Below are 11,687 nucleotides of genomic sequence, written 5' to 3' on the forward strand. Positions count from 1 at the left end.
TTCCAAGGGAGGATAGCGGACCTCCCGCTCGACCGAAAATGCGGCGCGAATTTTGCGCGCCCGGGATGCGATCGGTACGCCCGTGCAACTGCTCCGCGATTTCATCGAACCGTCTTCAAACCGACTTATCAGAAGCGCTGCCGCCGCCAGGTGCCGCGGCCTAGGCTGACCTGCACCTGCACGGGTTTGAACGGGGCCGACGCTGTTGCCCCTGCGTCACGCCGTGATGCCATTCCGCGGCACGCGCGGCGTTGATCCTTTCAATTGCGACTCATTTGCAATACGGCTGAATTGTGGATGGTGGCGCCTCCGACGTGGCTTGCGATTGCAAGCCATCAGTCCGGACCGCAGGTTGCCGTTCCCCTGGATCCCAACGGCTCGAGGCGATGACTAAAGGTGACATCAAAACCGTTCGCGCTGAAAACACGACCCGCCATGGTCGCTCGTCGAAGGGCGTGTTTGCGGGCCTTGGAATTGGACTTGGGCTTGGGCTTGGGCTTGGCATGATGGCGCTCGCCGATCCGGCCGGCGCGGCGGACCTGCCAGTGAAGGCGCCGGCGATGCGGGCGATCTTCGACTGGACCGGCTTCTATGTCGGCGCCCATGCCGGCTACGGCCGCGGCACATCGAATGCGGTGTTGATCGATCCGACCATGACCGCGGGCCCGGGGGTTGCCAGCGGCCTGATCGGCGGCGTGCAGGCCGGTTACAATCATCGCTTCCAGTCCGGTGTTTTGCTCGGGGTAGAAGGCGATATTACCTTCCCGAGTTATTTCATCTCCAATTCCATCGTCTCGTTGCTGGCGAGCCCGCGCTCGACCGTCACGGAAGGGCTGGACTATGTCGGCACCGTCCGTGGCCGTGTCGGCTATACGGCGGGCTCCTGGCTGGTCTACGCGACCGGCGGACTGGCCTTCGCCGGCGAGCGCTTCGTCAACACGCCGGCCGCCGGCAATGACGAGAAGGTCATCCATGACCGGCTCGGCTGGGCCGCGGGCGCGGGCATCGAGTACGGCTTTGCGCCGGACTGGAGCGTGAAGCTGGAATATCTCTACAGCCGCTTCGAGGATGCCAATGTGCGTTTTCCCTCGGGGACGCAATTCGCCTCCAGCCTCGACTTCCAGTCGCTGCGCATCGGCCTCAACCGCAAGCTCGACTGGCCGGGCGCGCCAAATCTGCAGCCGAAGGATCCGACCGATCCGGAATCCGACCGCTGGGAGATCCACGGCCAGTCGACCTTCTTGCCGCAGGGCTATCCCGCCTTCCATGCGCCCTATAGCGGGCCGAACAGCCTGACGCCCGCGCCGCAGGCTCAGGAGACCTGGAGCAACAGCCTGTTCCTCAATGCGCGGCTCTGGGAGGGCGGCGAGGTCTACTACAATCCCGAGCTGCTGCAGGGGTTCGGCCTCAACAACACGGTCGGACTCGCCGGTTTTTCCAACGGCGAAGCGCAGAAATCGAACTTTCCCTACCCCCACTACAATACCTCGCGCCTGTTCCTGCGCCAGACTTTTGGTTTTGGCGGCGAGCAGGAAGATCTCGGAAGCAGCGGGACCCAGCTCGCGGAAAAGGTCGACGTGTCACGCCTGACCTTGCAGGCCGGCAAGTTCGCCGTCATCGACGTCTTCGACGGCAACGCCTACGCCAAAGACACCCGCAAGGATTTCATGAACTGGTCGATCTGGGCGCCCGGCGCCTTCGACTACGCCGCCGACAAGCTCGGCCTGACCTATGGCATGACGGCCGAGCTCAACCAGAAGCGCTGGGCCCTGCGCGCCGGCTATTTCCTGATGGATGCCGTGTCCAACTCGAACAACATGGACACAAATCTGTTCCGGCGCGGCGAATATGTCGGCGAGTTCGAGACGCGCTATCAGCTGTTCGGCGAGCCCGGCAAGCTGCGCACGATCGTCTGGCTCAACAGCGTCTTCTCCGGCAGCTACCGCGAGACGCTGGACAACCCGGCGCTCAACCTCGACATCACGCAAACCCGCACCAGCCGCATCAAATACGGCTATGTCTTCAATCTCGAACAGGCCATCACCAGCAATATCGGCGTGTTCGCCCGCTGGAGCTGGAATGACGGCCGGAACGAGATCATGTCATTCACCGACATCGATCGCAGCCTGTCGCTCGGCACCTCGCTTGATGGCCACATGTGGGGCCGGGAGGACGACACGATCGGGATCGCCGGCGCGATCAATGCGCTGTCGCGCGATCATCGCGACTTCATCGCCGCCGGCGGCCTCGGGCCACTGATCGGCGACGGCCAGCTCAACTACCGGCCCGAGCGCATCCTGGAAGCCTACTATGCCTATGCGCTGACCAAGCAGATTACGCTCACCGGCGACTATCAGTTCATCACAAATCCCGCCTATAACGCCGATCGCGGTCCGGTCTCGATCTTCTCGGCGCGGCTGCACGGCGAGTTCTAAAAGGCGGTTTCATGACGCTTCAGGATATCCGCACTGCCCCGCTGGGCCAAGTGCTGCGGCCCAATGTCTGGGACGTGGTGGCGATCATCCTGGTGATCGGCGCCATGGTGCTGATCGTCTATGGCGGCGAGCAGACCACCGAGCCGCTGTCGGAATTGCAGGCCTCGCCGGTCTCGCTCGACCCGGCCAATCTTCCGCTCTACGCGCTGCGCACCACCATGCGGATGCTGCTCGCCATCGTATGCTCCACCATCTTCACCTTTGTCTATGCCGCGGTCGCGGCCAAGAGCCGCCGCGCCGAGATCGTGCTGATTCCGCTGCTCGACATCCTGCAGTCGGTACCGATCCTCGGCTTCCTGACCTTCACGGTGGTCTTTTTCATGAATCTCTTCCCCGGCCGGGTGCTGGGCGCGGAGCTTGCCTGTGTGTTCGCGATCTTCACGAGCCAGGCCTGGAACATGACCTTCAGCATGTATCAGTCGATCCGCAACGTGCCGAAGGACCTGGAGGAGGCGAGCCAGAGCTTTCACCTCTCGCCCTGGCAGCGTTTTTGGCGGCTGGACGTGCCGTTCGCGATGCCGGGCCTGATCTGGAACGCCATGATGTCGATGTCGGGCGGCTGGTTCTTCGTGGTAGCCTCCGAGGCGATCACGGTCGGCAACACGACGGTCACTCTGCCCGGCATCGGCTCCTATGTTGCGCTGGCGATCGAAAACCGCAATCTCGCAGCGATCGGGTTCGCGCTGCTCACCATGTTCCTGGTCATCATCGCCTATGACCAGCTGCTGTTCCGTCCGATCGTCGCCTGGGCGGACAAGTTCCGCTTCGAGCAGACCGCCTCAGGCAATGTGCCGGAGTCCTGGATGCTCGATCTGTTCCGCCGCACGCGGGCGCTGCGGGCGCTGTCGTACCCGTTCTCGGCAATCAACCGGGCCTTTTCGAACCTGCACGTCCAGCTTCCCGCGGCGCTGCGATGGCAGGCGGATCGCGGTGCGCCCTCGCGCGTCTTCGACGCGATCTGGTTTGTGGTCATCGGCGCCAGCACGGGATATGCGGCCTGGCGCGCCTATCTCTATCTGTCGACCAATCTGAGCCCTTCAGATGTCGCGACCGCGTTCGTATCAGGCCTTGTCACGCTGGCGCGCGTCGCGGTGCTGATTGCGCTCGCGACGCTGTTATGGGTGCCGATCGGTGTCTGGATCGGACTGCGCCCAAAACTGGCCGAGCGCATCCAGCCCCTGGCCCAGTTTCTGGCCGCATTCCCGGCCAACCTCGCCTTTCCGGTCTTCGTGGTCTTCATTGTGCATTTCCACCTCAACGCCAATATCTGGCTCAGCCCGCTGATGATCCTGGGTACCCAATGGTACATCCTGTTCAATGTCATCGCAGGCGCCAGCGCCTTCCCGAGCGACCTGCGCGAGGCGGCGTCGAGCTTCCACCTCCGGGGATGGCGGTGGTGGATCAAGGTGGTGCTGCCTGGCATTTTCCCCTACTACGTCACCGGAGCCATCACCGCGTCCGGCGGTTCCTGGAACGCCTCGATCGTCGCCGAGGTTGCCAGCTGGGGCGACACCCATCTGACGGCGAAAGGGCTCGGCTCCTATATCGCGTCGGCGACGGAGGCCGGGGATTACCCCCGCGTGGTGCTCGGCATCGCCATCATGTGTGTGCTGGTGACGCTATTCAATCGGCTGGTCTGGAGGCCGCTCTATGCCTTCGGCGAGCGCCGCCTTCGCCTCGGCTGACGCAGGGAATATTCTGATGCTCGACAAGTCCAGTGAACAGGCCCTGATCGAAATGCACGGAGTCTGCCGCTCCTTTCCGAAGGGCCGTGGCGAGGACCTGCTGGTGCTCGAAAAGGTCGATCTGACCATCCGCGCCGGCGAGATCGTCGGCCTCTTGGGACGATCCGGCTCGGGCAAGTCGACCCTGCTGCGCATCATTGCGGGCCTGGTGGCCCCGAGCTCGGGCGATGCCAAATGCCGCGGCGAGACCATCATCAGCCCACCGAACGGCATCGCTATGGTGTTCCAGTCGTTTGCTCTATTCCCCTGGCTGACCGTGCTGCAGAACGTGGAGCTCGGGCTCGAGGCGCTCGGGGTCGAAAGCGGCGAACGCCGCAAGCGGGCGCTCGCGGCGATCGACCTGATCGGCCTCGACGGATTCGAGTCGGCCTTCCCCAAGGAATTGTCCGGCGGCATGCGCCAGCGCGTCGGCTTTGCGCGCGCCCTCGTCGTCCACCCCGACCTCCTGTTGATGGACGAGCCGTTCTCCGCGCTCGACGTGCTGACCGCTGAGACGCTGCGCACCGATCTGGTCGACCTCTGGGTCGAAGGCCGGCTGCCGATCAAATCGGTGCTGATGGTCACGCACAACATCGAGGAGGCGGTGCTGATGTGCGACCGCATCCTGGTGTTCTCGTCCAATCCGGGGCGCGTCGCCGCCGAGATCAAGGTCGACATGCCACATCCGCGCAACCGCCTCGATCCGGCGTTCCGGCAGCTCGTCGACAGCATCTATGCCCGCATGACCAAGCGCCCGGAGCCGAAAGTGATGCCGCTCGACGGCATCCCGGGGACAGGTGTCGGCATGGTGCTGCGCCACGTCTCCTCCAACGTGCTGTCGGGCCTGATCGAAACCCTGGCGGCGCCCCCTTACGACGGTCATGCCGACCTGCCCGTGCTCGCCAGCCAGCTACAGTTCGAGGCGGACGAGATCTTCCATCTCGGCGAGTCGCTGCAGCTGCTCCGCTTTGCGCAATTGAGCGAAGGCGACCTCACGCTGACCGAGGCGGGCAGGCGCTTCGCCAATCTCGAAACCGATGCACGCAAGAAGCTGTTTGCACAGCACCTGATCGATCATGTGCCCGTCATGGGCCTGGTCCGCCGCGTCCTCGACGAACGTCCGTCGCACACCGCGCCCGCGGCGCGCTTCCGAAACGAGCTCGAGGACTACATGTCGGAGGAGGACGCCGACGAGACGCTGAAGACGATCGTGTCATGGGGCCGCTACGCCGAGCTGTTCGCCTATGACGAGCACTCGGAGACGTTCAGCCTGGAAAACCCGGGTTAGGCTGGGCCGTCATTGCGGGGGCACGAGCAAAGCTCGCGAACCCGGATCCCGAGATTATCTGCGCGAGATTCCGGGTTCGCGCTGAAGCGCGCCCCGGAATGACGTGCCCTAAACCGCCGGCTGGAACGAAGCCGCCCGCGCCATTTTCCAGGCGTCCCGATAGCGCACATCCTCGGTGCCATCGAGCAGCTCGCCCGGACGCAGCGCCGGGTAGAGTCTGGCGAACGAGGCGACCTCGGTCGTGGAGACCCGCTGAGAGAAATGGATCGGGCGCAGGTCCTGCGGATGCTCGAGGCCGGCGGCCGCGATCAGCTCCGCGAGCGCATGCAGCGTCGCATGATGATAGTTGTAGACCCGCTCTATCTTGTGAGGCACCACCAGCGCACGATTGCGGATCGGATCCTGCGAGGTTACGCCGGTCGGACAGCGATCGGTGTGACAGCTCAGGGACTGGATGCAGCCGAGCGCGAACATGAAGCCGCGCGCCGAGTTGCACCAGTCGGCGCCGATCGCCATCGCGCGCGCCATGTCGAAGGCGGTGGCGATCTTGCCCGACGCCCCGATCTTGATGCGGTCGCGCGCGTTGATGCCGACCAGCGCGTTGTGCACGAAATTGACGCCTTCCCGCATCGGCATGCCCAGATGATCCATGAACTCCAGCGGCGCCGCGCCGGTGCCGCCTTCATTGCCGTCGATCACGATGAAATCCGGATAGAGACCGGTCTCCAGCATCGCCTTGCAGATCGCCAGGAATTCCCAGGGGTGGCCGACGCACATCTTGAAGCCGGCCGGCTTGCCGCCGGACAGCCGCCGCATTTCGCTGACGAATGTCATCATCTCGATCGGCGTCGAAAAGGCGCGGTGCGACGCCGGCGAGATGCAGTCCTCGCCCATCGCCACGCCCCGGATCTTGGAAATCTCCTCGGATACCTTGGCCGCCGGCAGCACGCCGCCATGGCCCGGCTTGGCGCCCTGGCTCATCTTCAGTTCGACCATCTTGATCTGGTCGTCGGCGGCGACCCGTGCGAACTCGTCCGGGTCAAAGCTGCCGTCGCGATGCCGGCAACCGAAATAGCCGGAGCCGATCTCCCAGATGATGTCGCCTCCCTTCTCGCGGTGATAGGGACTGACGCCGCCCTCTCCGGTGTCATGGGCAAAGCCGCCCTTCTTGGCGCCGGCATTCAGCGCCCGCACCGCGTTCGGGCTGAGCGCGCCAAAGCTCATCGCCGAGATGTTGAAGACCGAGGCCGAATAGGGTCTTATGCAATCCGGTCCGCCGATGGCGATGCGGAATTTCTCGCCGACATTGGCTTTCGGCGCCACCGAATGGTGCATCCATTCGTACCCCTCGCGATAGACGTCCTCCTGGGTGCCGAAGGGGCGCTTGTCGAGCACCATCTTGGCGCGCTGATAGACCACTGCGCGGGTGTCTCGCGAAAACGGCATGCCGTCCTTTTCGCTCTCGAAGAAATATTGCCGCATCTCCGGCCTGATCTCTTCGAGCAGGAAGCGCATATGCGCCGCGATCGGATAATTGCGCAGGATCGCATGGCTCTTCTGCATCAGGTCGCGAATTCCGAGCAGCGTGAGGCCGCTGAAGATCAGGAGCGGCACCAGCACGATGTCGAATGCCTTGGGATTGTGATCGAAGATCCCGATGCCGAGCAGGAGCGCGGTGACGACCGCGCAGATCGTCAAGACGATGAAACGCGGCGAGAACGGAAGCATCAACGTTTCCATGGCAGCCTCGGGGCTAAATATTTGTGTCGGTCGATCGCGTTCCGGTCCACATCGTCGGAAGGACGGTGCACGCTAACGCGCGTCTCGGTCGCCGATATGACAGCGCACAATCAAGCTACAGAATAGAGGAGGAGAATCAATCACCCGTGAGAGCAGGTGTTTTTTGCAACGCAGCGTAAGTGACGCGAGCCACCACGGGTTCGGCGTGAGCTGCCCGGTCGATCCCACCGACCCGTCATGCCCGGCCCCGGCCTTGTGCGGGCCATCCACGCCTTACTTTTCGTGGACGCAAAGACGACGATGGCCGGGACGAGCCCGGCCATGACGACGAGAAAAGTCAGATGTTGGTCTCAGCGTTCGACGAACGCCTTTTCGATCACGAAATGGCCGGGCTCGTTGCCGCTGCCTTCGAGGAAGCCGCGGGCCTCGAACATGTTGCGCAGCTCTTCCAGCATCGCCGGGCTGCCGCACATCATGACGCGGTCGGTCGCGATATCGAGCGGCTTTTGGCCGATGTCGTTGAACAGCTGCTCGGAAGAAATCAGGTCGGTGATGCGGCCGCGATTGCGGAAAGGCTCGCGCGTGGCCGTCGGATAATAGACCAGCTTCTCCGACAGCAGCGGCCCGAACAGTTCATCATTGCGCAGGCCCTCGACCAGCTGCTCGCCATAAGCGAGCTCGGAGACCTGGCGGCAGCCATGCACCAGCACGATGGTCTCGAACCGGTCATAGACGTCGGGGTCCTTGATCAGGCTCGCGAAGGGCGCAAGCCCCGTTCCGGTCGATAGCAACAGCAGCCGGTTGCCGGGGATGAGATTGTCGGCGATCAGCGTGCCGGTCGCCTTGCGCCCGACCAGGATGGTGTCGCCTTCCCTGATCTTCTGGAGGCGCGAGGTCAGCGGCCCGTCGGCGACCTTGATCGAGAAGAACTCCAGCTCTTCCTCGTGATTGGCGCTTGCCATGCTGTAGGCGCGCAGCAGCGGGCGACCGTCGACTTCGAGGCCGATCATGGCGAACTGGCCGTTCTGGAATCGAAATCCGGAATCGCGGGTTGACCTGAAGCTGAACAGGGTGTCGGTCCAGTGATGGACGGAAAGAACCTTTTCTCGATAGAATGCACTCATGGATCTTCTGCTTTTCGGGATACCTGACGAGAGCAAAAGCCGTACCTGTCCGCCCGGCGAAATGGGGCGAAAAGCACGGCTCCTTGGGTGATTTTGTCGCGTGATCTACGCTATTCTGCTAGATAATCAACTTTGAACGGCAGGCAATTGAGGCGCATCAAAACGGCGGCGGGCATCTTGCCTCGTCGGATCGTCCTTAACGGCGCGCTGCGAGAAATTTCCTTGCTCCAAGCGGCTCTCAAGCAGCATTTCCTGCCCGAAATTGGGCCTGGAGAACAAATGTTACCGGCCAGCCGATCGACGCGGTGTAGAGCTGCTGAAACTGCAATGCAGCCATCCGCCAGCAGCTCAAAATTCGTCATCAGCACGAACGAAACGAACCATGGCCAGTAGCCAACGGATGTTCGTCGAAGCCATCCGAAAATATTGCGCAGCTCACGGCATCGCCGTCGAGGTCCGGTCCGAGGGCTGGCTGATCGTGATGCAGCGGGGATTGCAGCGTCGCCTCGCGCTCGGCTACGACCTCGGATTGAACAATGCGGTGGCGCACCGGATCGCAAATGACAAGGCGGCGACCTCGGAGGTGCTGCAGCTTTCGGGGTTGGCCTGCGTCCCGCATGCCCTGTTTCTCAACCCCAGGCTTCACGCGCACCTCCCGCCGGCCGGATCGTGGGACGCAATGCTGGCTTTGCTTGCAAAACATCCCGCCGGCACCGTGGTAAAGCCAAACGAGGGTACGTCGGGACGGTTCGTCTTCCTGGTGACGAGCAAGCCAAAACTCGAACTTGCGGTGCAGCGCATCTTCGAATCTCACGCGAGCCTTTCAATCTCGCCCTATCTCGACATCGCTGAGGAGATCCGTGTCGTCCTGCTCGATGAGAAGCCGCTCGTGGTCTACAGCAAAAACCGGCCGAGTGTGGTCGGCGACGGCGAGCGCTCGCTGCTCGAGCTTGCGATTGCGGCGACATCGGCCGAGCGGCGTGCGCCCATTCTGCGCGGCATGACCGATGACCTCGGACGAGACCAGCTCGACGCCATCGTTCCGGCCGGCGAGCGGCGCATGCTGAACTGGCGGCACAATCTCGATTCCGGATCGCAGCCGGTCCTGCTGGAGTCCGGCGAGACCCGCGACACCTGCATTGCGCTTGCAACCGAGGCTGCGAGCACGATCGGCATCCGCTTCGCCTCGGTCGATATCGTCCATGCGGGCGGACGCTGGCTGGTGCTCGAGCTCAATTCGGGTGTGGTGATGGAAAGCCTCGGCCGGTTTCATCCCGACCTGGTCACCGCCGCCTACGAGGCCGCGCTGGACAAGGTGTTTGGCTGAAGGGTGGCAATTTTTGCTTGCATCGAGGCCCGCATCCGCGACCACGGTTCACCTCTCCCCGCTTGCGGGGAGAGGTCGCATCGCTTTAGCGATGCGGGTGAGGGGGACTCTCCGCGAGCCTGGAGCCAAAAAAGAGCCCCTCACCCCAACCCTCCCCCCGGTAAGAACGGGGAGAGGGAGTGCACCTCCGCCGCGCCAACAATCGAACCCGAAGTCACGTCACATCTAATTGTTTCCGGCCGGCGAGTCGTCCATCGCCTTGAAAGCGTCTTCGAGCTGCGGCGAGATCGCGACGTTCAGCCGTTCGCCGGTCGGCAGCCGCGCGACGAACCATTTGTTGTAGAGCGGGATCAGATCGTGGTTGGAGCCGAGCTTGCGGAACGCGCGCTCTACGACCGCGGTGAGCTGCGGCTCGCCCTTGGCGAACATGATGCCGTAGGGATCGTAGGACAGATAGTCCCCGGTGACGCGGAACTTGTCCTGCGACTTGTGTCGCGCGATCAGTCCGTAGAGCAGGATGTCGTCGGTCGCAAAAGCGTCGGCCTTGCCGTCAGCGAGCATCTGGTAGGACTGCTCGTGGTCGGACGAGGTCACAACGGTCAAGCCCAGCGAGAACTTCTTGTCGACATTGTGCATCGCCTGCTCGTTGGTGGTGCCCTTGGTCACCACTACGGTCTTGCCCTTGAGATCCGTCGCCGCGTTGATCGCGGATCCCTTCGGCACCATCAGCTTGGTGCCGGCGACGAACATCAGCGGCGAGAACGCGACCTGCTTGGCCCGCTCCGCGTTCGCCGTGGTCGAGCCGCATTCGAGGTCGATCTTGCCGGTCAGCACCGCGGCGATGCGGTCGTCCGACGTCACCTTGACGTAATCGATCTTGAGATCGGGATCGTCGACTTCCGTCGCGATCTCGTCGACGACGGCCTCGCACAGTTCTAGGCTGTAGCCGATCGGCCGGCCCGCCTGATCAAGAAACGAAAACGGCGGCGAGCTCTCGCGATAGCCGAGATGCACGACATGCGCGGCCTTGATCCTGGCGAGCGTCGGGCTGAGCCCTTCGCCGCCCTGGGCAACGGCCGCCGATCCCGGCAGCCACGCCGCCAGCAACAGCCCCAAAATTGGTCTGCCCGCAGTGAGGCGCATGAGCTGCTCCCATCAATGGCCGGCCATTGCGGGCACTTCGCCGGGGATCATCTCCGGCGGGACGACGTCACCCGAACCCATCGCGTGCTCGGGCCCGAGCTCGCCCTCCCATTTTGCGACCACCGAGGTCGCGAGCGAGTTGCCGATCACGTTGGTGGCGCTGCGGCCCATGTCGAGGAAGGTGTCGATGCCCATGATCATGAGCAGGCCCGCCTCGGGAATGCCGAACTGGCTCAAGGTCGAAGCGATCACCACCAGCGAGGCGCGGGGGACGCCGGCCACTCCCTTGGAAGTGATCATCAACGTCGCCAGCATCGCAAGCTGCGTCGAAAGCGACATGTCGATCTTGTAGGTCTGCGCGATGAAGATCGACGCGAAGGTACAGTACATCATCGTGCCGTCGAGATTGAAGGAATAGCCGAGCGGCAGCACGAAGCTCGAAATTCGCGACGAGGCGCCGAAGCGATTGAGGCCCTCCAGCGTTTTTGGATAGGCCGCCTCCGAGCTCGCGGTCGAGAACGCGATCATCAGCGGCTCGCGGATCAGCCGCAGCAGGTGGCTGTATCGCGGCCCGATCACGATGAAGCCAACCACGACCAGGATGCCCCACAGGATCAGCAGCGAGAGATAGAAGCCGCCCATGAACACGACGAGCTTCCACAGCACCAGCAGCCCGTTCTTGGCCACCGTCGCGGTGATCGCCGCCCACACCGCGATCGGCGCGAACAGCATCACGTAGCTCGTCACCTTCAGCATGATATGGCCGACATCGTCGATCAGCGACAAAATCAGTTTGGAACGCTCCGGCAGCGCACCCATCGCCACCGAGAAGAACACCGCAAAGAT

8 protein-coding genes are annotated in these 11,687 nt (G+C 63.2%); 4 read left to right on the top strand and 4 right to left on the bottom strand.

Annotated elements, in window-relative coordinates:
* Positions 1 to 503 precede the first annotated feature (503 nt).
* The 3 genes from JOZ76_RS09635 to JOZ76_RS09645 are packed head-to-tail and all read left to right on the top strand — an operon-like array spanning position 504 to position 5,507.
* Entirely contained in the window at positions 504 to 2,435 is a 1,932-nt protein-coding gene (locus JOZ76_RS09635) for a carbohydrate porin (RefSeq protein ID WP_291698403.1), read from the top strand.
* Positions 2,436 to 2,446: 11 nt separating this feature from the next.
* Positions 2,447 to 4,180 carry an ABC transporter permease gene (locus tag JOZ76_RS09640; protein WP_291698396.1) on the top strand — a complete coding sequence of 578 codons (1,734 nt, stop codon included), beginning with the start codon at positions 2,447 to 2,449 and terminating at the stop codon, positions 4,178 to 4,180.
* 16 nt (positions 4,181 to 4,196) lie between these two features.
* On the top strand, positions 4,197 to 5,507 hold the full coding sequence (locus JOZ76_RS09645; protein ID WP_291698397.1) for an ABC transporter ATP-binding protein: 1,311 nt from the start codon (positions 4,197 to 4,199) through the stop codon (positions 5,505 to 5,507).
* Between the two features lie 108 nt (positions 5,508 to 5,615).
* Here the strand turns inward: JOZ76_RS09645 and JOZ76_RS09650 are convergent, their stop codons facing one another.
* Both JOZ76_RS09650 and JOZ76_RS09655 read right to left on the bottom strand, forming a co-directional pair.
* Entirely contained in the window at positions 5,616 to 7,247 is a 1,632-nt protein-coding gene (locus tag JOZ76_RS09650; RefSeq protein ID WP_291698398.1) for an FMN-binding glutamate synthase family protein, read from the bottom strand.
* A 350-nt stretch (positions 7,248 to 7,597) separates the two neighbouring features.
* Entirely contained in the window at positions 7,598 to 8,371 is a 774-nt protein-coding gene (locus JOZ76_RS09655; RefSeq protein WP_291698399.1) for a ferredoxin--NADP reductase, read from the bottom strand.
* A gap of 382 nt (positions 8,372 to 8,753) precedes the next feature.
* Here JOZ76_RS09655 and JOZ76_RS09660 point away from each other — a divergent pair, with 382 nt between their 5' ends.
* Positions 8,754 to 9,698, top strand: a complete 945-nt coding sequence (locus tag JOZ76_RS09660; protein ID WP_291698400.1) for an ATP-grasp domain-containing protein — start codon at positions 8,754 to 8,756, stop codon at positions 9,696 to 9,698.
* Between the two features lie 225 nt (positions 9,699 to 9,923).
* On the opposite strand, the gene JOZ76_RS09665 is transcribed toward JOZ76_RS09660, so the two are convergent.
* On the bottom strand, positions 9,924 to 10,841 hold the full coding sequence (locus JOZ76_RS09665) for an amino acid ABC transporter substrate-binding protein (protein ID WP_291698401.1): 918 nt from the start codon (positions 10,839 to 10,841) through the stop codon (positions 9,924 to 9,926).
* A gap of 12 nt (positions 10,842 to 10,853) precedes the next feature.
* On the bottom strand, positions 10,854 to 11,687 hold an 834-nt coding region (locus JOZ76_RS09670), incomplete at its 5' end, for a dicarboxylate/amino acid:cation symporter (RefSeq protein ID WP_291698402.1).

Origin of the sequence: Bradyrhizobium sp. (assembly GCF_019244115.1) — a bacterium.
In the GTDB taxonomy this organism is placed as follows: Bacteria; Pseudomonadota; Alphaproteobacteria; order Rhizobiales; family Xanthobacteraceae; genus Bradyrhizobium.

Bases quoted from the DNA above. Each gene is read 5' to 3' on its own strand.
- JOZ76_RS09660 (WP_291698400.1), top strand. From the start codon at position 8,754: ATGGCCAGTAGCCAACGGATGTTCGTCGAAGCCATCCGAAAATATTGC.
- JOZ76_RS09665 (WP_291698401.1), bottom strand. From the start codon at position 10,841: ATGCGCCTCACTGCGGGCAGACCAATTTTGGGGCTGTTGCTGGCGGCG.
- JOZ76_RS09650 (WP_291698398.1), bottom strand. From the start codon at position 7,247: ATGGAAACGTTGATGCTTCCGTTCTCGCCGCGTTTCATCGTCTTGACG.
- JOZ76_RS09635 (WP_291698403.1), top strand. From the start codon at position 504: ATGATGGCGCTCGCCGATCCGGCCGGCGCGGCGGACCTGCCAGTGAAG.
- JOZ76_RS09640 (WP_291698396.1), top strand. From the start codon at position 2,447: ATGACGCTTCAGGATATCCGCACTGCCCCGCTGGGCCAAGTGCTGCGG.
- JOZ76_RS09645 (WP_291698397.1), top strand. From the start codon at position 4,197: ATGCTCGACAAGTCCAGTGAACAGGCCCTGATCGAAATGCACGGAGTC.
- JOZ76_RS09655 (WP_291698399.1), bottom strand. From the start codon at position 8,371: ATGAGTGCATTCTATCGAGAAAAGGTTCTTTCCGTCCATCACTGGACC.